Below are 24,390 nucleotides of genomic sequence, written 5' to 3'. Positions count from 1 at the left end.
ATCTGATTTGCTGGTATGCCCGCGTCCTCACTATCGGAGTTAACACAAGGATGAGATTAACGACGAAATTTTCGGCCTTTGTCACGCTGCTCACCGGGTTAACAATTTTTGTGACTCTGCTGGGCTGCTCGCTTAGTTTCTACAACGCCATTCAGTATAAGTTTAGTCATCGTGTTCAGGCAGTGGCGACGGCGATCGATACCCATCTTGTGTCGAATGACTTCAGCACATTGAGGCCACAAATCAGCGAACTGATGATGTCGGCGGATATCGTTCGCGTGGATCTTTTGCACGATAAAAAACAGGTTTATACCCAGTCCCGCAATGGCAGCTACCGTCCGGTTGGTACTAGCGATCTGTTTCGCGAGCTGACTGTACCGTTGATTAAACATCCGGGGATGTCTCTGCATTTGGTGTATCAGGACCCGATGGGCAACTATTTCCACTCGCTGATGACCACTGCACCGCTCACTGGTGCGATTGGATTTATCATTATTATGCTCTTCCTGGCTGTACGCTGGTTGCAACGGCAACTTGCCGGGCAAGAACTGCTGGAAACCCGCGCCACTCGTATCTTAAACGGTGAGCGCGGCACGAATGTGCTGGGCACCATCTATGAATGGCCGCCAGGGGCCAGCAGTGCACTGGATACGCTGCTTTGCGAAATTCAGAATGCGCGCGAACAGCACAGTCGTCTCGATACGCTGATTCGTTCCTATGCTGCGCAGGATATTAAAACTGGCCTCAATAACCGCCTCTTTTTCGACAACCAACTGGCAACGTTACTGGAAGATCAGGAGAAAGTAGGGACTCACGGGATCGTGATGATGATCCGCCTGCCGGATTTCAATATGTTGAGCGACACCTGGGGGCACAGTCAGGTTGAAGAACAACTCTTTACCCTGACAAATTTGTTATCGACATTTATGATGCGCTATCCGGGGTCGCTGCTGGCACGTTATCACCGTAGCGATTTTGCCGTGCTGTTGCCACACCGGACATTAAAAGAGGCGGAGAGCATTGCCGGGCAATTGATCAAGGCGGTTGATACCTTACCGAGTAATAAAATGCTCGATCGTGATGATATGATTCACATCGGCATCTGTGCCTGGCGTAGTGGGCAGGATACCGAACAGGTGATGGAACATGCTGAATCCGCTACGCGCAATGCGGGATTACAAGGCGGCAACAGTTGGGCCATTTACGATGACTCGTTACCTGAAAAAGGGCGCGGTAACGTTCGTTGGCGTACGCTCATTGAGCAAATGCTTAGCCGCGGCGGCCCGCGTCTTTATCAGAAACCGGCGGTTACCCGTGAGGGGCAGGTTCATCACCGCGAGCTGATGTGCCGCATCTTTGATGGTAATGAAGAGGTCAGCTCGGCGGAATATATGCCGATGGTGTTGCAGTTTGGCTTATCGGAAGAGTATGACCGCCTGCAAGTCAGTCGCCTCATCCCGCTGCTACGCTATTGGCCGCAAGAAAATCTGGCGATTCAGGTCACCGTTGAGTCGTTGATTCGTCCACGTTTCCAGCGTTGGCTACGCGATACGTTGATGCAATGTGAAAAATCGCAACGAAAACGCATAATTATTGAACTTGCAGAGGCTGATGTTGGTCAACATATCGGTCGCTTGCAACCTGTTATTCGTTTAGTGAATGCTTTAGGGGTTCGGGTCGCCGTCAACCAGGCCGGATTGACGCTGGTAAGTACCCGTTGGATCAAAGAACTTAATGTTGAATTACTCAAGCTCCATCCGGGGCTGGTAAGAAACATTGAGAAGCGAACAGAGAATCAATTGTTGGTTCAGAGCATGGTAGAAGCGTGTTCCGGGACCAACACTCAGGTTTACGCTACGGGCGTACGTTCGCGAAGCGAGTGGCAGACCCTGATTCAGCGCGGGGTTTTAGGTGGACAGGGGGATTTTTTCGCGTCCTCACAGCCACTTGATACTAACGTGAAAAAATATTCACAAAGATACTCGGTTTAACCTGCCGTTTGATCCGTTTTCACGTAGAATAATGCGCGCTGCGTTTCACGGGAGCGTGCTTGTCTGTTCGCCAGATTGTTGCAGCACATATGCAGATGAATGACCTTACGCAGTTGCAAACAGGCGAGGAATGCTACTGATGCATTTAGCCTCTCTGGACTCAGGTAGAGATTTGTAACAAAGGAAACAAACTGCACTAATTTTCACCGCAGCAGATGATTTTTGCGCCTTGTCGCTGCTGCGTGTGGTTGGTAAAGTAAGCGGATTTTCTTTTCCGCCCCAGCTTTCAGGATTATCCCTTAGTATGTTGAAAAAATTTCGTGGCATGTTTTCCAATGACTTGTCCATTGACCTGGGTACTGCGAATACCCTTATTTATGTAAAAGGACAAGGCATCGTATTGAATGAGCCTTCCGTGGTGGCCATTCGTCAGGATCGTGCCGGTTCACCGAAAAGCGTAGCTGCAGTAGGTCATGACGCGAAGCAGATGCTGGGCCGCACGCCGGGCAATATCGCTGCCATTCGCCCAATGAAAGATGGCGTTATCGCTGACTTCTTTGTGACTGAAAAGATGCTCCAGCACTTTATCAAACAAGTGCACAGCAACAGCTTTATGCGTCCAAGCCCGCGTGTTCTGGTTTGTGTGCCGGTTGGTGCTACCCAGGTTGAGCGCCGTGCTATTCGTGAATCCGCGCAGGGCGCAGGTGCCCGCGAAGTCTTCCTGATTGAAGAACCGATGGCCGCAGCAATCGGTGCAGGCTTGCCGGTATCTGAAGCAACCGGTTCAATGGTGGTTGATATCGGTGGCGGTACTACTGAAGTTGCCGTTATTTCTCTGAACGGCGTGGTTTACTCCTCTTCTGTACGTATCGGTGGTGACCGCTTCGACGAAGCGATCATCAACTACGTTCGCCGTAACTATGGCTCTTTGATCGGTGAAGCGACCGCAGAACGTATCAAACACGAAATCGGTTCTGCTTATCCGGGCGATGAAGTCCGTGAAATCGAAGTTCGTGGCCGTAACCTGGCAGAAGGTGTGCCACGCGGCTTTACGCTGAACTCCAACGAAATCCTTGAAGCGCTGCAAGAGCCGCTGACCGGCATCGTTAGCGCGGTGATGGTTGCGCTGGAACAGTGTCCGCCGGAACTCGCTTCCGACATCTCCGAGCGCGGAATGGTGCTCACTGGCGGTGGTGCGTTGCTACGTAACCTTGACCGTTTGTTAATGGAAGAAACCGGCATTCCAGTTGTTGTTGCTGAAGACCCGCTGACCTGTGTGGCGCGTGGTGGCGGCAAGGCGCTGGAAATGATCGACATGCACGGCGGCGACCTGTTCAGCGAAGAGTAATCGGATGCAGGCAGGGGAAGCGTCTGTTTACCCTGCCTGATCTGATACGAGAATACGCATAACTTATGAAGCCAATTTTTAGCCGTGGCCCGTCGCTACAGATTCGCCTTATTCTGGCGGTGCTGGTGGCGCTCGGCGTTATTATTGCCGACAGTCGCCTGGGGACGTTTAGTCAAATCCGTACTTATATGGATACCGCCGTCAGTCCTTTCTACTTTATTTCTAATGCTCCTCGAGAATTGCTGGATGGCGTATCGCAGACGCTGGCCTCGCGCGATCAACTAGAACTTGAAAACCGGGCGTTACGTCAAGAACTGCTGTTGAAAAACAGCGAGCTGCTGATGCTTGGACAATACAAACAGGAGAACGCGCGTCTGCGCGAGCTGCTGGGTTCTCCGCTGCGTCAGGATGAGCAGAAGATGGTGACCCAGGTTATCTCTACGGTTAACGATCCGTACAGCGATCAGGTTGTTATCGACAAAGGCAGCGTTAACGGGGTTTATGAAGGTCAGCCGGTCATCAGCGATAAAGGTGTTGTTGGTCAGGTGGTAGCGGTCGCAAAACTGACCAGCCGCGTGCTGCTGATCTGTGACGCGACCCATGCGCTGCCAATTCAGGTACTTCGTAACGATATCCGCGTAATTGCAGCGGGTAACGGTTGTACTGATGATTTACAACTTGAGCATCTGCCAGCGAATACTGATATTCGTGTTGGTGATGTATTGGTGACATCTGGTCTTGGTGGTCGTTTCCCGGAAGGTTATCCGGTGGCGGTCGTCTCTTCCGTGAAGCTCGATACCCAGCGCGCTTATACCGTGATTCAGGCTCGTCCGACTGCGGGTCTGCAACGTTTGCGTTATCTGTTGCTGCTGTGGGGCGCGGATCGTAACGGCGCTAATCCAATGACGCCGGAAGAAGTGCATCGCGTTGCTAATGAACGCCTGATGCAAATGATGCCGCAGGTGTTGCCTTCGCCAGATGCAATGGGACCAAAACTTCCGGAACCGGCAACGGGAATTACCCAGCCAGATCCGCAGCAACCAGCAACGGGTACTGCCACTAACCGCTCTCCACAAGGGGTTACGCCGCCGCAAAGTGGTGCTCAACCGCCTGCACGTGCGCCGGGAGGGCAATAGTGGCGAGATATCGTAGCCAGGGACGCTGGGTTATCTGGCTCTCTTTCCTCATCGCGTTGTTACTACAAATTATGCCCTGGCCGGATAACCTCATCGTTTTCCGGCCAAACTGGGTATTACTCATTTTATTGTATTGGATCCTGGCCTTGCCCCATCGCGTAAATGTGGGCACAGGTTTTGTGATGGGTGCCATACTGGATCTGATCAGCGGTTCTACGCTCGGTGTACGGGCGTTGTCGATGAGTATCATTGCTTATCTGGTAGCGCTGAAATTCCAGCTTTTCCGCAACCTGGCATTATGGCAGCAGGCGCTGGTCGTCATGTTGCTTTCGCTGGTAGTGGATATTATTGTTTTCTGGTCAGAGTTTTTGGTGATCAACGTCTCTTTCAGACCCGAAGTGTTCTGGAGTAGTGTAGTCAATGGTGTGCTCTGGCCGTGGATTTTCTTGCTGATGCGCAAAATCCGTCAGCAGTTTGCAGTGCAATAAAGGTTTCTATGACTTCTCTGTATTTAGCTTCCGGTTCTCCACGTCGTCAGGAGTTACTTGCGCAACTTGGCCTCACTTTCGAACGTATTGTTACGGGCATTGAGGAGCAGCGTCATCCGCAGGAGAGCGCGCAGCAGTATGTTGTGCGTCTGGCGCGCGAAAAAGCGCAAGCGGGCGTCGAGCAAGCAGCGCAGGATTTGCCTGTGCTGGGGGCGGATACTATCGTGATCCTGAACGGAGAAGTGTTAGAGAAACCGCGCGACGCAGAACATGCGGCGCAGATGTTACGCAAATTATCGGGACAGACCCATCAGGTAATGACAGCAGTGGCGCTGGCCGACAGCCAGCACATTCTCGATTGCCTGGTGGTTACCGATGTGACTTTCAGAATGTTAACAGGTGAAGACATCGCGGGCTATGTCGCCAGCGGTGAACCGTTAGATAAAGCAGGTGCATACGGTATTCAGGGGCTGGGTGGTTGTTTTGTCAGGAAGATAAATGGCAGCTATCACGCCGTAGTCGGCTTACCGCTGGTTGAAACGTATGAATTATTAAGTAATTTTAACGCACTGCGTGAGAAAAGGGATAAACATGACGGCTGAATTGTTGGTAAACGTAACGCCTTCGGAAACGCGAGTGGCGTATATTGATGGCGGCATTCTGCAGGAAATTCATATTGAACGTGAGGCGCGACGCGGAATCGTAGGCAATATCTACAAGGGTCGTGTAAGTCGTGTACTTCCGGGTATGCAGGCGGCTTTTGTAGATATTGGGCTGGAGAAAGCCGCGTTTCTACACGCTTCTGACATTATGCCGCACACCGAATGTGTGGCGGGCGAGGAACAAAAGCAGTTCACGGTACGCGACATTTCGGAACTGGTCCGCCAGGGGCAAGATCTGATGGTACAGGTGGTGAAAGACCCTCTGGGCACCAAAGGCGCGCGCCTGACCACGGATATCACGCTGCCGTCTCGCTATCTGGTGTTTATGCCTGGCGCATCCCACGTTGGGGTTTCCCAACGCATTGAAAGTGAATCCGAACGTGAACGCCTGAAAAAAGTGGTCGCAGAGTATTGTGACGAGCAGGGTGGGTTTATCATCCGTACCGCAGCGGAAGGTGTTGGCGAAGCAGAACTGGCTTCCGATGCCGCTTATTTGAAGCGCGTGTGGACTAAAGTGATGGAGCGTAAAAAGCGCCCACAGACTCGTTATCAACTGTATGGCGAACTGGCGCTGGCACAGCGTGTCCTGCGTGATTTTGCTGATGCCGAACTGGACCGTATTCGCGTTGACTCGCGTCTGACTTACGAAGCATTGCTGGAGTTTACCTCGGAATACATTCCTGAGATGACCAGCAAGCTGGAGCATTACACGGGCCGCCAGCCGATTTTCGATCTCTTTGATGTAGAAAATGAAATTCAGCGGGCGCTGGAGCGCAAAGTTGAGCTGAAGTCCGGTGGCTATCTGATTATCGATCAGACCGAAGCAATGACTACTGTGGATATTAATACCGGGGCGTTTGTCGGTCATCGCAATCTGGACGACACCATTTTCAATACCAATATTGAAGCGACGCAGGCTATTGCTCGCCAGTTACGGTTGCGTAACCTGGGCGGGATTATCATCATTGATTTCATTGACATGAATAATGAAGATCACCGTCGTCGCGTGCTTCATTCACTGGAACAGGCGTTGAGCAAAGACCGGGTAAAAACCAGCGTTAACGGTTTCTCGGCGCTGGGACTGGTGGAGATGACGCGTAAGCGAACCCGCGAAAGTATTGAGCACGTACTGTGTAATGAATGCCCAACCTGCCACGGTCGCGGAACGGTGAAAACGGTGGAAACCGTATGTTATGAAATCATGCGAGAAATCGTTCGTGTGCACCATGCTTACGACTCTGACCGTTTCCTGGTCTATGCTTCTCCGGCAGTAGCCGAAGCCTTGAAAGGCGAAGAGTCGCACTCACTGGCGGAAGTGGAAATTTTCGTTGGCAAACAGGTTAAAGTACAAATTGAACCGCTCTATAACCAGGAGCAGTTTGATGTCGTTATGATGTAAACAGATGCTGGGTCGCCATCCGGCAAAGGGTTTTTGAGTCACATTTTTAGCAGACAAGGAGTGACGGGTGAGGCGATTGCCGGGGATTTTACTGCTTACTGGAGCCGCGCTCGTTGTGATCGCTGCGCTGCTGGTCAGCGGCCTGCGTATTGCTTTACCGTACCTCGATGCCTGGCGTCCGGAAATCCTCAACAAAATAGAATCTGCTACCGGAATGCCGGTGGCTGCCAGTCAACTCTCTGCCAGTTGGCAGAATTTTGGTCCGACGCTTGAAGCACGCGACATTCGTGCAGAGCTAAAAGATGGCGGTGAGTTTTCGGTTAAACGCGTCACCCTGGCGCTGGATGTCTGGCAGAGCCTGCTGCATATGCGCTGGCAGTTTCGCGATCTCACTTTCTGGCAACTGCGCTTTCGCACCAATACACCAATTTCCAGCGACAGCGGTAATGACAGCCTGGAAGCCGGCCACATCAGCGATCTTTTTCTACGCCAGTTCGATCACTTCGATCTCCGCGATAGCGAAGTCAGCTTTCTGACGCCATCAGGCCAGCGTGCTGAACTGGCGATCCCGCAACTTACCTGGCTTAACGATCCGCGTCGGCACCGTGCGGAAGGCCAGGTAAGTCTCTCCAGTCTTACCGGACAGCACGGCGTGATGCAGGTGCGGATGGATCTGCGTGATGACGAGGGGTTGTTAAGCAACGGTCGCGTATGGCTACAGGCTGATGATATCGACCTGAAACCGTGGCTGGGTAAATGGATGCAGGACAACATTGCGCTGGAAACGGCGCAGTTCTCGCTGGAAGGCTGGATGACGATCGACAAAGGCGATGTGACCGGTGGCGACGTCTGGCTGAAACAGGGCGGCGCAAGCTGGTTGGGTGAGAAGAAAACGCATTCGCTGTCGGTGGATAATCTGACCGCACATATTACGCGTGAAAATCCGGGCTGGCAGTTTTCTATTCCTGATACTCGTATCACTATGGACGGCAAACCCTGGCCAAGCGGGGCATTGACGCTGGCCTGGATACCGGAACAGGACGTTGGTGGGAAAAATAATAAACGCAGTGACGAACTACGTATTCGCGCCAGCAATCTGGAACTGGCTGGGCTGGAAGGCATACGCCCGTTGGCAGCGAAACTTTCACCTGCTTTGGGGGATATCTGGCGTTCCACGCAACCGAGCGGCAAGATCAACACGTTGGCGCTGGATATCCCGCTTCAGGCTGCAGAAAAGACCCGCTTTCAGGCATCGTGGAGCGATCTGGCCTGGAAGCAATGGAAATTACTACCGGGGGCGGAACATTTCTCCGGGACGCTTTCCGGTAGCGTAGAAAATGGTTTGCTTACCGCTTCCATGAAGCAGGCGAAAATGCCTTACGAAACGGTATTTCGTGCGCCGCTGGAAATTGTCGACGGCAAGGCGGCCTTAAGCTGGCTGAATAACGATAAGGGTTTTCAGCTCGATGGCCGCAATATTGATGTCAAAGCCAAAGCCGTCCATGCGCGTGGTGGTTTCCGCTACCTGCAACCGGCTAATGATGAACCCTGGCTTGGCATTCTGGCTGGCATCAGTACCGATGATGGTTCGCAAGCCTGGCGCTATTTCCCGGAAAACCTGATGGGTAAAGACCTGGTTGATTACTTAAGTGGGGCGATTCAGGGGGGTGAGGCGGAGAACGCGACGCTGGTTTATGGCGGCAATCCGCATCTTTTTCCATACAAACACAACGAAGGTCAGTTTGAGGTGTTGGTGCCGCTGCGTAATGCGAAGTTTGCTTTCCAGCCGGACTGGCCAGCATTAACTAATCTCGATATTGAACTGGACTTTATTAACGACGGTTTATGGATGAAAACCGATGGCGTTAATCTGGGTGGCGTGCGTGCCAGCAATCTCACCGCAGTGATCCCTGACTACTCGAAAGAAAAGTTGCTGATTGATGCTGACATAAAAGGTCCGGGCAAAGCTGTTGGCCCTTATTTTGATGAGACGCCGCTGAAGGATTCGCTGGGGGCGACCCTGCAAGAACTCCAGCTCGACGGCGATGTGAATGCTCGCTTACATCTCGATATCCCGCTGGACGGCGAGCTGGTTACAGCGAAAGGCGAAGTGACGCTGCGTAACAACAGTCTGTTTATCAAACCGCTTGATAGCACTCTGAAAAATTTGAGCGGCAAATTCAGCTTTATCAATGGCGATCTACAAAGCGAATCACTAACCGCAAACTGGTTTAACCAGCCACTGAATGTGGATTTTTCCACCAAAGAAGGGGCGAAAGCCTACCAGGTTGCGGTGAATCTCAACGGCAACTGGCAACCAGCGAAAACTGGCGTTCTGCCTGAAGCGCTGAATGAAGCGTTAAGCGGCAGTATGGCATGGGATGGTAAAGTGGGCATTGAGCTACCTTATCAAGCTGGCGCAACGTATAACGTTGAACTGAACGGCGATCTGAAGAATGTGAGCAGTCACTTACCTTCACCGTTAGCCAAACCTGCTGGCGAACCGTTGCCAATTAACGTTAAGGTCAACGGCAATCTCAACAGCTTTGAATTAACCGGACAGGCTGGCGCGGATAACCATTTCAATAGCCGCTGGTTGCTCGGTCAAAAGCTGACGCTCGATCGCGCCATCTGGGCGGCAGACAGCAAAACTCTCCCTCCGTTACCGGAGCAAAGTGGTGTTGAACTCAATATGCCGCCGATGAACGGTGCCGAGTGGCTGGCCTTGTTCCAGAAAGGCGCAACGGAAAAAGTTGGCAGCGCAGCGAGTTTCCCTCAGCACATTACGCTACGTACACCGATGTTGTCGCTGGGAAATCAGCAATGGAATAACCTGAGCATTGTTTCGCAACCGATGGCAAATGGTACGCAGGTCGAGGCGCAAGGGCGTGAAATCAACGCTACGCTGGCGATGCGTAATAACGCACCGTGGTTAGCGAATATCAAATATCTCTATTACAACCCGAGCGTGGCAAAAACTCGTGGTGATTCAACGCCGTCATCACCTTTCCCGACAACGGAGCGTATCAGCTTCCGTGGCTGGCCGGATGCGCAAATACGTTGCGCAGAATGTTGGTTATGGGGGCAAAAATTCGGCCGCATCGACAGTGATATCACCATTTCCGGCGATACGTTAACCCTGACCAACGGGCTGATTGATACCGGTTTCTCGCGGCTCACTGCTGATGGTGAATGGGTTAATAATCCCGGAAATCAACGGACATCGCTGAAAGGAAAACTGCGCGGACAGAAAATTGATGCTGCCGCAGAATTTTTTGGTGTTACGACGCCAATACGCCAGTCATCATTTAATGTGGATTACGATTTGCACTGGCGTAAATCGCCGTGGCAGCCAGACGAGGCGACATTGAACGGCATCATTCATACACAACTGGGCAAAGGTGAAATTACCGAAATTAGCACCGGACATGCCGGACAGTTGCTGCGCTTATTGAGTGTTGATGCCCTGATGCGTAAGCTGCGCTTTGATTTCAGGGATACCTTTGGCGAAGGGTTCTATTTTGACTCCATTCGCAGCACCGCGTGGATTAAAGACGGCGTTATGCACACTGACGACACGCTGGTGGATGGCCTGGAAGCGGATATCGCCATGAAAGGATCGGTAAATCTGGTGCGTCGCGATCTCAATATGGAAGCGGTTGTCGCGCCAGAGATTTCTGCGACAGTGGGCGTGGCTGCGGCCTTTGCGGTTAACCCGATTGTCGGCGCGGCAGTGTTTGCCGCCAGTAAAGTGCTGGGGCCGCTGTGGAGTAAGGTCTCCATTTTGCGCTATCGCATTTCTGGTCCGCTGGATGCTCCGCAAATCAACGAAGTGTTGCGTCAGCCGCGTAAAGAAAAAGCGCAATGATTTGACGAGGGCATGTAATTGCCCCAATCTCATAAGATAATCGTTGCCATAAAACCAACGAACCGGAACAAACCGCAGGCCGGATAAGGCGTTTACGCCGCACCCGGCAGCCGTAAAAAATCCTCTACCGCAGTAACTAACGAGTAGCAAAAACGATGAGTCTGAACCTGGTAAGTGAACAATTGCTAGCGGCGAACGGCCTGAAACATCAGGACTTGTTCGCGATCCTCGGTCAACTGGCCGAACGTCGCCTTGATTATGGCGATCTCTATTTTCAGTCGAGCTATCACGAGTCCTGGGTTTTAGAAGACCGCATTATCAAAGATGGTTCTTACAACATCGATCAGGGTGTTGGCGTGCGTGCAATCAGCGGTGAAAAAACCGGGTTTGCTTACGCAGACCAAATCAGCCTGCTGGCGCTGGAGCAGAGCGCGCAAGCGGCGCGCACCATCGTCCGTGATAGTGGCGATGGCAAAGTACAAACACTGGGCGCGGTAGAGCATAGCCCGCTGTATACCTCGCTTGATCCGCTGCAAAGCATGAGCCGCGAAGAGAAGCTGGATATCCTGCGCCGCGTCGATAAAGTTGCCCGCGAAGCGGACAAGCGCGTACAGGAAGTGACTGCCAGCCTGAGCGGCGTCTATGAATTAATTTTGGTCGCGGCGACTGACGGAACCCTGGCGGCGGATGTCCGCCCTCTGGTGCGTCTTTCCGTGAGCGTTCTGGTCGAAGAAGATGGTAAACGCGAACGTGGTGCCAGCGGCGGCGGCGGTCGTTTCGGTTATGAGTTCTTCCTTGCTGACCTCGATGGTGAAGTTCGCGCTGATGCATGGGCGAAAGAAGCAGTGCGTATGGCACTGGTCAATCTTTCCGCCGTTGCCGCGCCTGCGGGGACTATGCCGGTTGTTCTCGGCGCTGGCTGGCCGGGCGTGTTGTTGCATGAAGCGGTCGGTCACGGCCTGGAAGGCGACTTCAACCGCCGTGGTACATCGGTCTTTAGTGGCCAGCTCGGTGAGCTGGTGGCTTCTGAACTGTGTACCGTGGTTGATGACGGTACGATGGTTGATCGCCGTGGTTCGGTGGCGATTGATGACGAAGGCACACCAGGTCAATACAACGTGTTGATTGAGAACGGGATCCTGAAAGGTTACATGCAGGATAAACTCAATGCGCGTTTAATGGGTATGACGCCGACCGGCAATGGTCGCCGTGAATCTTACGCTCACCTGCCAATGCCGCGTATGACCAACACCTACATGCTGCCGGGTAAATCGACACCGCAGGAAATCATTGAATCCGTTGAGTATGGTATCTATGCGCCGAACTTTGGCGGCGGTCAGGTAGATATCACCTCTGGTAAATTTGTCTTCTCCACCTCAGAAGCGTATCTGATTGAAAACGGTAAAGTGACGAAGCCAGTGAAAGGCGCAACGTTGATTGGTTCTGGTATCGAAACCATGCAGCAGATTTCGATGGTGGGCAACGACCTGAAACTGGATAACGGTGTGGGTGTCTGCGGTAAAGAAGGGCAGAGCCTGCCGGTTGGCGTAGGTCAGCCGACGCTGAAAGTCGATAACCTGACTGTTGGTGGTACAGCGTAATCTGTCCAGGACGGTAAGCGTCGCATCAGGCATCGGTTGCCGGATGCGGCGTGAATGCCTTATTCGACCTGCGCTAAGGAATTACTTCTCTTTCCCACGCCCGTGCATCTCCTGAAAAAGTTTTCCTACCTCGACAAAATAATCCGTTAATGAGTTGATCACTACCTGCACCTTTAACGGCAACTTATCTTTTTCGGTATATAGCGCATAAACCGGGCGAGGATCTGACTGGTAACGCGGCAGCAGGATCTCCAGGTCCCCGCGATTGATCTCATTGATCACCCACATCAGCGGCACGTAGGCGATCCCCGCCCCAGCAGTTAGCCAGCGAACCAGCGTCATCGGATCGTTAGTGACAAATCGCCCTTGTGGGATGAGGCGCGTTGAGATCCCTTCCGGAGCGATCAGTTCAAATTCATTGTCCGGGCGCACACTGTATTCAAGCCATGAATGACTACTTAAATCGGCTGGTTTTTCCGGTACGCCATACTGTGTGAGATAGCTTTTGGCGGCGCACACCACCATTGGCATCGCGCCCAGGCGGCGGGAAAACAGGTTGGAATCTTGTAATGCGCCAACGCGGATCACCACGTCAAGGCCATCGGCAATCAGATCAGGTGCAGGAATGCCCGTGACCAGATTTACGCTTAAGCCCGGGTACTCTTTCAGCATTTTTGCCGTCAGCCCCGCGAGAACATTTTGTGCCATAGTTGAAGAACAGCCAATACGTAGCGTGCCGATGGGCGTGTTATTGAAAGCATACAGTTGCTCATGAACATCCTGCACTTCATGGAGCATTCGGCGACAGCCTTGATAGTAAATTTTACCCGCTTCGGTCAGGCCAATGCTACGCGTGCTGCGGTTTAGTAGCTTAACCTGCAACTCATCTTCCAGTTTAGATACCGTCTGACTGATGGATGATACGCTCATCTGTAACTGCCTGGCGGCGGCGGTAAAAGAGCCAAATTCAACTACTTTGGCAAAAACCGACATGCGTTTTAGTCGTTCCATTATTCACTCTGACTTAAAAGTGATTTAGATCACATAATATAGATAACAGCATAACAGTTACGCTAATATATTAAATATTAATCTACAGCAATGTTGCTCTCGCCCGGCTTTCCATGCCCTTCTCTGCGGCGACAGATGCTGAAAATAATGACGCCTGCTCTCTCTATACAACCAAGGTCAACATGAGTCTGTTTCCCGTTATCGTGGTGTTTGGGCTGTCCTTCCCACCGATATTTTTCGAATTGCTTTTATCACTGGCGATTTTTTGGCTAGTGCGCCGGGTACTTGTGCCAACAGGTATCTACGACTTTGTCTGGCATCCGGCGTTGTTCAACACCGCGCTCTATTGCTGTTTGTTTTATTTGATATCGCGACTGTTCGTTTGAGGTTGAAGTGAAAACACTAATAAGAAAATTCTCCCGTACGGCCATTACGGTCGTATTAGTCATTCTGGCCTTCATCGCAATTTTTAATGCCTGGGTCTATTACACCGAATCTCCGTGGACGCGTGACGCGCGCTTTAGCGCCGACGTGGTGGCAATTGCGCCGGATGTCTCCGGTCTCATTACCCAAGTGAATGTTCATGATAACCAGTTGGTGAAAAAAGGGCAGGTACTGTTCACCATCGACCAGCCGCGCTATCAAAAGGCGCTCGAGGAAGCACAAGCCGACGTTGCTTATTATCAGGTGCTGGCACAGGAAAAGCGCCAGGAGGCCGGACGTCGTAACCGTCTCGGCATACAGGCGATGTCTCGCGAAGAGATCGACCAGGCCAACAACGTGCTGCAAACGGTCCTGCATCAGTTAGCGAAAGCGCAGGCGACCCGCGATCTGGCAAAACTGGATCTTGAACGCACGGTGATCCGCGCGCCAGCAGATGGCTGGGTGACCAACCTCAACGTCTATACCGGTGAATTTATTACGCGGGGATCAACGGCCGTTGCACTGGTGAAACAGAACTCCTTCTATGTGTTGGCCTATATGGAAGAAACCAAACTGGAAGGTGTACATCCAGGATATCGCGCAGAGATCACGCCGCTTGGTAGCAATAAAGTGCTGAAAGGTACGGTCGATAGCGTTGCTGCCGGAGTCACTAACGCCAGCAGCACGCGTGATGACAAAGGTATGGCGACTATCGACTCTAACCTGGAGTGGGTGCGTCTGGCGCAGCGTGTTCCGGTACGTATTCGTCTCGACAACCAGCAAGATAACATCTGGCCTGCCGGGACTACCGCCACTGTGGTGGTTACGGGTAAACAAGATCGCGACGAAAGTCAGGATTCGTTCTTCCGAAAAATGGCTCATCGCCTGCGCGAGTTTGGTTAATCACGATGGGTATTTTCTCCATTGCTAACCAACATATTCGCTTCGCGGTAAAACTGGCGACCGCCATTGTGCTGGCGCTGTTTGTTGGTTTTCATTTTCAGCTTGAAACGCCACGCTGGGCGGTACTGACAGCGGCGATTGTTGCCGCAGGTCCGGCCTTTGCAGCCGGTGGAGAACCGTACTCGGGCGCTATTCGCTATCGCGGCTTTTTGCGCATCATCGGCACATTTATAGGCTGTATTGCCGGGTTGGTGATCATTATTGCGATGATCCGCGCGCCATTGTTGATGATTCTGGTGTGCTGTATCTGGGCCGGTTTTTGTACCTGGATTTCTTCGCTGGTACGAGTAGAAAACTCCTATGCGTGGGGGCTGGCGGGTTACACCGCGCTGATCATTGTGATCACCATTCAGCCGGAACCGCTACTTACGCCGCAGTTTGCTGTTGAACGTTGCAGCGAAATCGTCATGGGTATTGTGTGCGCTATTGTGGCGGATCTGCTCTTTTCTCCGCGATCGATTAAGCAAGAGGTGGATCGTGAACTGGAAAGTTTGCTGGTGGCGCAATATCAGTTAATGCAACTGTGTATCAAACATGGCGATGGTGAAGTCGTCGATAAAGCCTGGGGTGACCTGGTTCGACGCACCACGGCGCTGCAAGGAATGCGCAGCAACCTGAATATGGAATCTTCCCGCTGGGCACGCGCCAATCGACGTTTAAAAGCGATCAATACGCTGTCGCTGACGCTGATCACTCAGTCTTGCGAAACCTGGCTGATTCAGAATTCGCGCCCGGAATTGATCACAGATACTTTCCGCGAATTTTTTGACACGCCGGTAGAAACTGCGCAGGACGTCCATAAGCAGCTAAAGCGCCTGCGGAGAGTTATTGCCTGGACCGGGGAGCGCGAAACGCCCATCACCATTTATAGCTGGGTCGCGGCGGCAACGCGCTATCAGTTGCTCAAGCGAGGCGTCATCAGCAACACCAAAATCAACGCGACCGAAGAAGAGATCCTGCAAGGCGAGCCGGAAGTAAAAGTAGAGTCAGCCGAGCGTCATCATGCGATGGTCAATTTCTGGCGCACAACACTTTCCTGCATTCTGGGGACGCTGTTCTGGCTGTGGACCGGATGGACCTCTGGCAGTGGTGCAATGGTAATGATCGCAGTAGTGACCTCGCTGGCAATGCGTTTGCCTAATCCACGCATGGTAGCGATCGACTTTATCTACGGGACGCTGGCGGCGCTGCCGTTAGGGCTGCTCTACTTTTTGGTGATTATCCCCAATACCCAACAGAGTATGTTGCTGCTTTGCCTTAGTCTGGCGGTGCTGGGATTCTTCCTCGGTATCGAAGTGCAGAAACGGCGGCTGGGATCGATGGGAGCGTTAGCCAGTACCATTAACATTATTGTGCTGGATAACCCGATGACCTTTCAGTTCAGCCAGTTTCTCGACAGCGCGTTGGGGCAAATTGTCGGCTGTGTGCTGGCGTTTATTGTCATTCTTTTAGTGCGGGATAAATCGCGTGATCGAACCGGACGCGTACTGCTTAATCAGTTTGTTTCTGCTGCTGTTTCCGCAATGACCACCAATGTTGCGCGTCGTAAAGAGAACCATCTGCCGGCGCTTTATCAGCAGTTGTTTTTGCTGATGAATAAATTTCCCGGCGATTTACCGAAATTTCGCCTGGCGTTGACGATGATTATCGCACACCAGCGCCTGCGCGATGCGCCGATCCCGGTTAACGATGATTTATCGGCATTCCACCGACAAATGCGACGTACCGCGGACCACGTTATTTCTGCCCGTAGCGATGACAAACGCCGTCGTTACTTCGGGCAGTTGCTGGAAGAACTGGAGATTTACCAGGAAAAGTTACGCATCTGGCAAGCACCGCCGCAGGTTACAGAACCGGTGTATCGGCTTACCAGTATGCTCCATAAGTATCAACATGCGCTGACCGATAGTTAAGTCAAAACCGACGGCAAAAGGTGTCAGTTGATATTGCTGATATACTCCAAATTGCCTGATGCACTACGCTTATCAGGCCTACAAAATTGCATTATATTGAATTTGCACACCCTGATAGGCCGGATAAAGCGTTCACGCCGCATCCGACATCAACAACGCGCACTTTGTCAATCATCTGAGCCGACGCCAAAAGCGTCGGTTTTTTCATGGCTATACTTAGCGATGATCGGCAGAACTCGCCGCGAAACGTGATGGTGGCAACAGATGAATATCTATAGCTTTGATTTTGATGAGATTGAGAGTCAGGAGGACTTTTATCGCGACTTTCGCCAAACCTTTGGTCTGGCGAAAGATAAGGTACGCGATCTCGACTCTCTGTGGGATGTGTTAATGAACGATGTCCTGCCGCTACCGCTGGAGATTGAGTTTGTTCATCTGGGAGAGAAAACGCGTCGCCGTTTTGGCGCGTTAATACTGTTGTTTGATGAGGCAGAAGAAGAGCTGGAAGGACATTTGCGTTTTAATGTTCGCCATTAGCGCAAAAAAAAGCCTCCGAACCGGAGGCAATCTCGTCGGACAAGACGATGAGGGTTTATTTGTACAGTTCAGCCGTGGCGTGCCAGGTATCACCGCTACGAGCTTCAGTAATCTGGTAGGCCGTTGCGCCCTTCTCTTCCGCTTTTTTGTTCAGCATTTCACGCATATCCATCGGTGAAGAGGCAACGCCACTTACGGATACAGTACCGATAGCTTCACGATTTTGTGCTTGTGCAGCATCAATGGAATCGGCAGCGAATGCACCGAAAGAGAGAACAGAAAGTACGCTTAATGCAGCAACAGTGGTTTTGATTTTCATGATTTTTACCTCGACATAATCTTTTAGTTGGGTCTTTGTTTCGTGACCCATATCACAAAATCAAGTATACACTAATTATTGAGCTAATTAATACCACGCTAACTGTTTCTATTGAATGTGAATTGTTAAAAATTTTAACCTTTATAACAAATTGGAATTAAAAATAGGGTGATTTATAGTAAATGGCATTAATTTCAATAAGATATGTTTTTTTGCATAATGTGCGGTTTTTACTTTATGTATTCGATGTGTGAATTTTTTGTCTCAAGAAACGCACTATTCGTTAAATAAATGGCAGGGAAAACAAGGGGGACAGGGGACTGCAACATTTTCCCCGCCGCCAGAAGCGACGGGGCAAGAGATTAAAGCTCCTGATCGAACAGCTCTAAGATCGCTTCATACAGGTCTTTGACGGTGAAACCTTTGGCAGGGGTGGTAAAGATGGTGTCATCACCAGCAATGGTGCCAAGAATACCTTCTGCTTTGCCCAAAGAGTCCAGCAGACGCGCAATTAACTGTGCCGCGCCGGGGCTGGTATGAATCACCACAACAGCGTCGTTGTAGTCGATATCCAGCACCAGATTTTTCAGCGGGCTGGACGTGGTTGGTACGCCCAGTTCAGCAGGTAGGCAGTAAACCATTTCCATTTTGGCATTGCGGGTACGTACAGCACCAAACTTGGTCAACATCCGCGAGACTTTAGACTGATTAATATTGTCAAAGCCTTGCTCCTGCAATGCGGCGACGATTTCGCCCTGGGAGCTAAATTTCTCTTCTTTAAGTAACGCTTTAAACGCTTTAACTAATTCTTCTTGCTTAGCCGAGCTTCGCATAAGTCACCCGATATGGTGGTTGATACAACATTATTGTGCATACAGATGAATTTTTATGCAAACAGTCTGCCCTGGAGAAGGCTGAAATAATGTTATGAAAGAGCGGGATTTTATCAAATTTCGTTATTGAGAAACATGCCTGTGTCACGGCGCGTAAATTTCGCTTAAAAGTAAATTAATTGTTATCAAATTGATATTGTTTTGGCTGAACGGTAGGGTATATTGTCACCACCTGTTGGAATGTAGCTCTGATGCATAAGCGGCTGTTAATTACGTAAGTTAGCTCCCTGATTACGTCAATTAAATGCATAAACGCCAAATTTGCGTGACTACACATTCTTGAGAAGTGGTCATTGTAAACTGTGAATTTGTGGATTAAGGTCGCGGCAGCGGAGCAACATGTCTTAGTTTATCAATATAATAAGGAGTTTAGGATGAAAGTCGCAGTCCTCGGCGCTGCTGGTGGTATCGGCCAGGCGCTTGCATTACTGTTAAAAACCCAACTGCCTTCAGGTTCAGAACTCTCCCTGTATGATATCGCTCCAGTCACTCCCGGTGTGGCCGTCGATCTGAGCCATATCCCTACTGCTGTGAAAATCAAAGGTTTTTCTGGTGAAGATGCGACTCCGGCGCTGGAAGGTGCGGATGTTGTTCTTATTTCCGCTGGCGTAGCGCGTAAACCGGGTATGGATCGTTCCGACCTGTTTAACGTTAACGCTGGGATCGTGAAAAACCTGGTACAGCAAGTCGCGAAAACCTGCCCGAAAGCGTGCATTGGTATTATCACTAACCCGGTTAATACCACTGTGGCTATCGCTGCAGAAGTGCTGAAAAAAGCCGGTGTTTATGACAAAAACAAGCTGTTTGGCGTCACTACGCTGGATATCATTCGTTCCAACACCTTTGTTGCGGAACTGAAAGGCAAACAACCGGGTGATGTAGAAGTGCCGGTTATTGGCGGTCACTCTGGCGTTACCATTCTGCCGTTGCTGTCGCAGGTTCCTGGCGTCAGCTTTACCGAGCAAGAAGTGGTTGATCTGACCAAACGTATCCAGAACGCGGGTACTGAAGTGGTTGAAGCGAAAGCCGGTGGCGGGTCTGCAACTCTGTCTATGGGCCAGGCGGCTGCACGTTTTGGTCTGTCTCTGGTTCGTGCGCTGCAGGGCGAAAAAGGCGTAGTAGAGTGTGCCTATGTTGAAGGTGACGGTCAGTACGCACGTTTCTTCTCTCAACCGCTGCTGCTGGGTAAAAACGGCGTGGAAGAGCGTAAATCTATCGGCACTCTGAGTGCATTTGAACAGAACGCGCTGGAAGGTATGCTCGATACGCTGAAGAAAGATATCGCTCTGGGCGAAGAGTTCGTTAATAAATAATTGATTAGTAGATAATAAAAAACCGGAGCAACGTCTCCGGTTTTTTGTGCTTAACTCCGGCCTTAATTGGTCGCCGGATATTCCTGAATCGTAACCTGCAACGTTAACTGCTTATCGTCACGCATCACTACAACCGGGATCACCGAACCAGGGCGAATTTCTGCTACCTGATCCATCGTCTCCAGAGCAGAGATGGCCGGTTTGTTATCCACAGAGATAATCAGATCGTTGACCTGGATACCCGCGTTAGCTGCCGGGCCATCAGGTGACACTTCATTAACCACGATCCCTTGCAGTTGATCGATGCCGCCACCCTGGGCGTGCAGAGGAGCAATCTCGCGTCCACCGATACCAATGTAGCCACGGATCACGCGACCATCGCGGATCAACTTATCCATAATTTTGGTCGCTAACTGGAAGGGAATTGCAAAGCCGATACCTTCCGGCGTTTCGCCATCGTTACTCTTATCAAACGACAGCGTGTTGATGCCCATCAATTCGCCCAGCGAGTTAACCAGCGCGCCGCCGGAGTTACCGTGGTTAATGGAGGCATCGGTTTGCAGGAAGTTTTGCCGTCCGGTTGGGTTCAGGCCGATTCGACCCGTGGCGCTGATAATCCCCTGAGTAATGGTTTGTCCGAGGTTGTACGGGTTACCGATCGCCAGCACCACATCGCCAATGTGCGGTACGCGACGAGCATTAATTGGGATAGTGGGTAAACCGCCAGTGGCATTAATTTTAAGCACTGCCAGATCGGTCAGAGAGTCAGATCCCACCAGTAACGCTTCAAAAACACGACCATCCTGTAAGGCGACGATGATCTGATCGGCGTCGTTGATCACGTGTTTGTTGGTGATGATATAACCGCGTTGATCCATGATCACACCAGATCCCAGCGTGCGGATCTCAAGCTGATTGTGTGAGGTCGTATTTAAACCACGGTTATAGACGTTGACTACTGCTGGCGCAGCGCGGCGAACCGCCAGATTATAGCTGGCAGGCGTCTCATCGGTACTGTCGAATTGCGGCGTGGAAAGCGGGTTAATGCTGCGCAGCGAAGGCATGGCAACCAGCAGAATAGCGCCGACAATTAATCCAATCGCAACGGAACGTAAGAGCTTCACAAACATGATGGAGGCGTCGTTAATAAAGGGAACGGCAGCAGCATACCACGAGTTAACCGGACATCACACGTCAGCCTGATGCCCGGTTTGCGACATTAACGCATTAGTAAGTAGATGCTTTCATTGCCGCGTACAATCTGCAGGGCGATGATGGCCGGTTTGGTTGCCAGCACTTTGCGCATTTCAGCAATTGAGTTCACCCGATCGCGGTTTACGCCAATGATCACATCGTCTTTTTGCAAACCAGCCTGGGCGGCAGGGCTACCCTTAACTACTTCATCGATCTTAATGCCTTTGCTGCCATCTTTTAGCTGACCATCGCTCAACGTTGCGCCTTCCAGCGCTGGTGTGATCATCTCAGCACTGGCGGATGATGACGTGCTGGTATCGAGGGTCACTTCCACTTCCAGCGGCTTGCCGTTACGCAGCAGACCGAGCTTCACTTTCGTGCCCGGCTCGGTGGTCGCGATGCGCGAACGCAACTCGGCAAAGCTATTAAGTGGTTTGCCATTGAGGCTGGTAATAATATCACCCGCTTTCACGCCCGCTTTTGCTGAGCCAGAACCTGGTAGCACTTCGCTGACAAATGCTCCGCGTTGTACGTCAAGGTTGAAGGCTTTAGCGATATCGGCACTCATCTCTGTACCTTTGATACCTAACAGGCCGCGTTTGATTTCACCGAAGTCGATAAGTTGCTGTGCCAGGGTGCGGGCCATATTACTCGGAATGGCAAAACCAATCCCGACGCTACCACCGCCAGGAGCAAGGATTGCTGTGTTGATACCAATTAATTCACCGTTAAGGTTTAACAGCGCACCGCCGGAGTTACCACGGTTAATGGAGGCATCGGTCTGGATAAAGTTTTCCAGACCTTCAAGATTCAACCCGCTGCGACCTAATGCGGAAACAATCCCGGAGGTAGCGGTTTGCCCGAGTCCAAACGGGTTACCGACCGCGACGGCAAAATCACCGACGCGCAGTTTATCGGAGTCGGCAATGGCGATCTGCGTTAACTTGCCAGGATTCTGGATTTGCAGCAGGGCAATGTCGCTCTGGTCATCGCCGCCAATCAGCTTCGCATCAAACTCACGCCCGTCATTGAGCTGAATACTGATTTTCTGCGCCTGATTAATGACATGGTTGTTGGTCAGCACATAACCTTTACTGGCATTGATAATGACGCCAGAGCCTAAACCTTCGAAGGGTTGCGCTGGTTGATCCGGTAAATCATCACCAAAAAACTTTTTGAATTCTTCCGGAATTTTCTGCTCCTGGCTGGCGGTTCCTTCGACTCGAACGCTTACTACCGCGGGAAGCACTTTTTCCAGCATCGGGGCCAGACTGGGCAGTGGCGCTTGACCGGCAACCTGAGCGGGAATCGATGCGATGGCCTGAAACGGCGCCGAGAGAGTTAACCCGACACTTAACGCTAATGCACTCAACAGCTGGGTTTGTTTTTTCATTTATTCCTGCTCTCGTACCTGAATGATAAGAAAAAGAGATTCAAAACAGTTTGATGTTATTGAATTTTCAGATGGCTAACAATGAGACATCAAATTAAATGATAGTCGGAGGCGGGAGAAGAGGAGGGCGCAATGGCTGCGCCCGAAAAATAAATTAGTCGCGCTTCGCGCCAGTACGCAGCAGACCGGATGCGCCTTCAGAATAGTCACGCGGCATCTGCACTGGAGCCTGATCGTTGCTGGCTTCAGACTCGGCCAGACGATTGCGGAACGGGTTGGCTTCTGCGGACAGTTCCGGTAGCAGGCTGCTGGAGCTTTTCGCCATGTGTTGATATAGCTGGCGATAGTCGTGCGCCATGGTATCCAGCAATTCCGCACTGCGGGCAAAGTGGTTAACCAGCTCTTCGCGATACTCGTCCAGTTCAGCTTTATTTTTTTCCAGTTCGTACTGTAACGCCTGTTGCTGGCGTAACTTGCGATTACCAAAACGCATGGCCACAGCACCAATAATGATGCCGACGACTAACCCAATTAGCGCATATTCCCAGGTCATGAACATCTCCCGTTGTCTTTTGTTTCCGTAGGGTGTTGGCTTCAGGCTCCATGCCTGCGGCTGATTATGCCACTATAACCGTTAATTCCACAGAAGTGGAATCCCGACTGCATATCGCGTAGTGTAGAACGGCCTTTTTTTCGTCAACCGTGAACAACGGTACACCGATTATTCAAGGAATAACAATAACATCATGCAAAGCGTTACCCCGACATCGCAATACCTGAAGGCGCTCAATGAAGGCAGCCATCAACCCGACGACGTACAAAAAGAGGCTGTCAGTCGCCTGGAAATTATTTATCAGGAACTCATCAGTAGCACGCCACCAGCCGCCAGGGTGAGCGGGATAATGGCGCGGGTCGGTAAGCTGTGGGGTAAACGTGAAGATACAAGCAACGCGCCGGTGCGTGGCTTATATATGTGGGGCGGTGTAGGACGTGGAAAAACCTGGTTGATGGATCTGTTCTATCAAAGTTTGCCGGGAGAGCGAAAACAGCGCCTGCACTTTCACCGTTTTATGCTACGTGTGCATGAAGAATTAACCACATTGCAGGGGCAGAGCGATCCGCTGGAAATTATTGCTGATCGTTTCAAAGCTGAAACCGATGTGCTCTGTTTTGACGAATTTTTTGTCTCGGATATTACCGATGCTATGCTGCTGGGCGGCCTGATGAAAGCGTTGTTTGCTCGCGGTATAACGCTGGTGGCGACGTCAAATATTCCGCCGGATGAACTTTATCGAAATGGTTTACAACGTGCGCGTTTTCTTCCGGCTATCGACGCCATTAAACAGCATTGTGATGTGATGAACGTCGATGCCGGGGTTGATTATCGGCTGCGCACGCTCACTCAGGCGCATCTGTGGCTGTCGCCGCTCAATGATGAAACGCGTGAACAGATGGATAAGCTGTGGCTGGCACTGGCAGGTGCAAAACGAGAACAATCCCCCACACTGGAAATCAATCATCGCCCGCTGGCGACAATGGGCGTAGAAAACCAGACACTGGCAGTGTCATTTATCACGCTGTGCGTCGATGCCCGTAGCCAGCATGACTATATTGCGCTCTCACGTCTGTTTCACACGGTGATGTTGTTTGATGTGCCTGTCATGACGCGGTTGATGGAGAGCGAAGCGCGGCGTTTTATTGCGCTGGTGGATGAGTTTTACGAGCGCCACGTCAAGCTGGTGGTGAGCGCGGAAGTCCCTTTGTACGAAATTTATCAGGGCGAGCGACTAAAGTTTGAGTTTCAGCGCTGTCTGTCACGTTTGCAGGAAATGCAAAGCGAAGAGTATTTGACGCGTGAGCATTTGGCGTAATTTATGCCATACGTCTTATCCTGACAGCGTACAAACAACCGCGTCATTGCTGATAAAACCTGCCACA

At 51.3% G+C, this 24,390-nt stretch carries 20 protein-coding genes; 14 read left to right on the top strand and 6 right to left on the bottom strand.

The features are described 5' to 3' along the window. Positions 1–50 precede the first annotated feature (50 nt). The 8 genes from csrD (at position 51) to tldD (ending at position 12,493) form a co-directional block, all read left to right on the top strand. A complete protein-coding gene (csrD, locus tag A31E_RS06855) occupies positions 51–1,991 on the top strand; it encodes an RNase E specificity factor CsrD (RefSeq protein WP_016249262.1) in 1,941 nt (646 codons plus the stop codon). Between the two features lie 304 nt (positions 1,992–2,295). Continuing rightward, entirely contained in the window at positions 2,296–3,339 is a 1,044-nt protein-coding gene (gene mreB, locus A31E_RS06860) for a rod shape-determining protein MreB (protein ID WP_000913396.1), read from the top strand. Positions 3,340–3,404: 65 nt separating this feature from the next. After that, positions 3,405–4,475 carry a rod shape-determining protein MreC gene (gene mreC, locus A31E_RS06865; RefSeq protein ID WP_000802529.1) on the top strand — a complete coding sequence of 357 codons (1,071 nt, stop codon included), beginning with the start codon at positions 3,405–3,407 and terminating at the stop codon, positions 4,473–4,475. Next, complete coding sequence (gene mreD / locus A31E_RS06870; RefSeq protein ID WP_000135266.1) at positions 4,475–4,963, top strand: rod shape-determining protein MreD; 489 nt, start codon at positions 4,475–4,477, stop codon at positions 4,961–4,963. The genes mreC and mreD overlap by 1 nt, the downstream gene beginning before the upstream one ends. Positions 4,964–4,971: 8 nt before the next feature. Next, complete coding sequence (gene yhdE, locus A31E_RS06875) at positions 4,972–5,565, top strand: nucleoside triphosphate pyrophosphatase YhdE (protein WP_001517187.1); 594 nt, start codon at positions 4,972–4,974, stop codon at positions 5,563–5,565. Beyond that, complete coding sequence (gene rng, locus A31E_RS06880; RefSeq protein WP_000123205.1) at positions 5,555–7,024, top strand: ribonuclease G; 1,470 nt, start codon at positions 5,555–5,557, stop codon at positions 7,022–7,024. The genes yhdE and rng overlap by 11 nt, the downstream gene beginning before the upstream one ends. A 67-nt stretch (positions 7,025–7,091) precedes the next feature. After that, entirely contained in the window at positions 7,092–10,892 is a 3,801-nt protein-coding gene (gene yhdP, locus A31E_RS06885) for an AsmA2 domain-containing protein YhdP (RefSeq protein WP_016249261.1), read from the top strand. A 155-nt stretch (positions 10,893–11,047) separates the two neighbouring features. Further along, positions 11,048–12,493 (top strand): metalloprotease TldD, encoded by a 1,446-nt coding sequence (tldD, locus tag A31E_RS06890; protein ID WP_001517185.1) that lies wholly within the window; start codon positions 11,048–11,050, stop codon positions 12,491–12,493. Between the two features lie 81 nt (positions 12,494–12,574). Here tldD and aaeR read toward each other — a convergent pair whose 3' ends face one another. Continuing rightward, positions 12,575–13,504 carry an HTH-type transcriptional activator AaeR gene (gene aaeR, locus A31E_RS06895; protein WP_016249260.1) on the bottom strand — a complete coding sequence of 310 codons (930 nt, stop codon included), beginning with the start codon at positions 13,502–13,504 and terminating at the stop codon, positions 12,575–12,577. A gap of 182 nt (positions 13,505–13,686) precedes the next feature. Between aaeR and aaeX the strand changes: the two genes are divergently transcribed. The 4 genes from aaeX (at position 13,687) to A31E_RS06915 (ending at position 17,340) form a co-directional block, all read left to right on the top strand. Further along, on the top strand, positions 13,687–13,890 hold the full coding sequence (gene aaeX, locus A31E_RS06900) for a p-hydroxybenzoic acid efflux pump operon protein AaeX (protein WP_000051841.1): 204 nt from the start codon (positions 13,687–13,689) through the stop codon (positions 13,888–13,890). A 7-nt stretch (positions 13,891–13,897) separates the two neighbouring features. After that, the gene (gene aaeA / locus A31E_RS06905) at positions 13,898–14,830 is read left to right on the top strand and encodes a p-hydroxybenzoic acid efflux pump subunit AaeA (RefSeq protein ID WP_000854025.1); all 933 of its coding nucleotides are present in this window, start codon (positions 13,898–13,900) and stop codon (positions 14,828–14,830) included. 5 nt (positions 14,831–14,835) lie between these two features. Then, on the top strand, positions 14,836–16,803 hold the full coding sequence (gene aaeB, locus A31E_RS06910; RefSeq protein ID WP_000510989.1) for a p-hydroxybenzoic acid efflux pump subunit AaeB: 1,968 nt from the start codon (positions 14,836–14,838) through the stop codon (positions 16,801–16,803). Between the two features lie 264 nt (positions 16,804–17,067). Continuing rightward, positions 17,068–17,340: a barstar family protein gene (locus A31E_RS06915; RefSeq protein ID WP_001028998.1), complete on the top strand. Its 273-nt coding sequence runs from the start codon at positions 17,068–17,070 to the stop codon at positions 17,338–17,340. Between the two features lie 55 nt (positions 17,341–17,395). Here the strand turns inward: A31E_RS06915 and yhcN are convergent, their stop codons facing one another. Both yhcN and argR read right to left on the bottom strand, forming a co-directional pair. Beyond that, a complete protein-coding gene (gene yhcN / locus A31E_RS06920) occupies positions 17,396–17,659 on the bottom strand; it encodes a peroxide/acid stress response protein YhcN (RefSeq protein ID WP_000695690.1) in 264 nt (87 codons plus the stop codon). A gap of 362 nt (positions 17,660–18,021) precedes the next feature. Further along, on the bottom strand, positions 18,022–18,492 hold the full coding sequence (gene argR / locus A31E_RS06925; RefSeq protein WP_001257843.1) for a transcriptional regulator ArgR: 471 nt from the start codon (positions 18,490–18,492) through the stop codon (positions 18,022–18,024). Between the two features lie 434 nt (positions 18,493–18,926). Here argR and mdh point away from each other — a divergent pair, with 434 nt between their 5' ends. Beyond that, positions 18,927–19,865 carry a malate dehydrogenase gene (gene mdh, locus A31E_RS06930; RefSeq protein ID WP_010377442.1) on the top strand — a complete coding sequence of 313 codons (939 nt, stop codon included), beginning with the start codon at positions 18,927–18,929 and terminating at the stop codon, positions 19,863–19,865. Positions 19,866–19,927: 62 nt separating this feature from the next. On the opposite strand, the gene degS is transcribed toward mdh, so the two are convergent. The 3 genes from degS to zapG form a co-directional block, all read right to left on the bottom strand. After that, positions 19,928–20,995, bottom strand: coding sequence for an outer membrane-stress sensor serine endopeptidase DegS (gene degS / locus A31E_RS06935; RefSeq protein WP_000497718.1), 1,068 nt, complete (start codon positions 20,993–20,995; stop codon positions 19,928–19,930). A gap of 89 nt (positions 20,996–21,084) precedes the next feature. Further along, positions 21,085–22,452 carry a serine endoprotease DegQ gene (gene degQ, locus A31E_RS06940; protein ID WP_000745037.1) on the bottom strand — a complete coding sequence of 456 codons (1,368 nt, stop codon included), beginning with the start codon at positions 22,450–22,452 and terminating at the stop codon, positions 21,085–21,087. A gap of 154 nt (positions 22,453–22,606) precedes the next feature. Further along, complete coding sequence (gene zapG / locus A31E_RS06945) at positions 22,607–23,005, bottom strand: Z-ring associated protein ZapG (RefSeq protein WP_010345273.1); 399 nt, start codon at positions 23,003–23,005, stop codon at positions 22,607–22,609. Positions 23,006–23,198: 193 nt separating this feature from the next. Between zapG and zapE the strand changes: the two genes are divergently transcribed. Continuing rightward, entirely contained in the window at positions 23,199–24,323 is a 1,125-nt protein-coding gene (zapE, locus tag A31E_RS06950) for a cell division protein ZapE (protein ID WP_001192361.1), read from the top strand. Positions 24,324–24,390 lie beyond the last annotated feature (67 nt).

It is taken from the genome of Escherichia sp. KTE159 (assembly GCF_000408805.1).
Classification (GTDB): Bacteria; Pseudomonadota; Gammaproteobacteria; order Enterobacterales; family Enterobacteriaceae; genus Escherichia; species Escherichia marmotae.
This window is presented reverse-complemented; position numbering and strand designations above follow the sequence as displayed.

What these genes read in the sequence shown, in the direction of transcription:
- yhcN (WP_000695690.1), bottom strand. Translation starts at nt 17,659, where the DNA reads ATGAAAATCAAAACCACTGTTGCTGCATTAAGCGTACTTTCTGTTCTC.
- zapG (WP_010345273.1), bottom strand. Translation starts at nt 23,005, where the DNA reads ATGACCTGGGAATATGCGCTAATTGGGTTAGTCGTCGGCATCATTATT.
- A31E_RS06915 (WP_001028998.1), top strand. Translation starts at nt 17,068, where the DNA reads ATGAATATCTATAGCTTTGATTTTGATGAGATTGAGAGTCAGGAGGAC.
- zapE (WP_001192361.1), top strand. Translation starts at nt 23,199, where the DNA reads ATGCAAAGCGTTACCCCGACATCGCAATACCTGAAGGCGCTCAATGAA.
- aaeX (WP_000051841.1), top strand. Translation starts at nt 13,687, where the DNA reads ATGAGTCTGTTTCCCGTTATCGTGGTGTTTGGGCTGTCCTTCCCACCG.
- mdh (WP_010377442.1), top strand. Translation starts at nt 18,927, where the DNA reads ATGAAAGTCGCAGTCCTCGGCGCTGCTGGTGGTATCGGCCAGGCGCTT.
- degQ (WP_000745037.1), bottom strand. Translation starts at nt 22,452, where the DNA reads ATGAAAAAACAAACCCAGCTGTTGAGTGCATTAGCGTTAAGTGTCGGG.
- argR (WP_001257843.1), bottom strand. Translation starts at nt 18,492, where the DNA reads ATGCGAAGCTCGGCTAAGCAAGAAGAATTAGTTAAAGCGTTTAAAGCG.
- mreC (WP_000802529.1), top strand. Translation starts at nt 3,405, where the DNA reads ATGAAGCCAATTTTTAGCCGTGGCCCGTCGCTACAGATTCGCCTTATT.
- tldD (WP_001517185.1), top strand. Translation starts at nt 11,048, where the DNA reads ATGAGTCTGAACCTGGTAAGTGAACAATTGCTAGCGGCGAACGGCCTG.
- rng (WP_000123205.1), top strand. Translation starts at nt 5,555, where the DNA reads ATGACGGCTGAATTGTTGGTAAACGTAACGCCTTCGGAAACGCGAGTG.
- csrD (WP_016249262.1), top strand. Translation starts at nt 51, where the DNA reads ATGAGATTAACGACGAAATTTTCGGCCTTTGTCACGCTGCTCACCGGG.
- yhdE (WP_001517187.1), top strand. Translation starts at nt 4,972, where the DNA reads ATGACTTCTCTGTATTTAGCTTCCGGTTCTCCACGTCGTCAGGAGTTA.
- aaeB (WP_000510989.1), top strand. Translation starts at nt 14,836, where the DNA reads ATGGGTATTTTCTCCATTGCTAACCAACATATTCGCTTCGCGGTAAAA.
- degS (WP_000497718.1), bottom strand. Translation starts at nt 20,995, where the DNA reads ATGTTTGTGAAGCTCTTACGTTCCGTTGCGATTGGATTAATTGTCGGC.
- mreB (WP_000913396.1), top strand. Translation starts at nt 2,296, where the DNA reads ATGTTGAAAAAATTTCGTGGCATGTTTTCCAATGACTTGTCCATTGAC.
- aaeR (WP_016249260.1), bottom strand. Translation starts at nt 13,504, where the DNA reads ATGGAACGACTAAAACGCATGTCGGTTTTTGCCAAAGTAGTTGAATTT.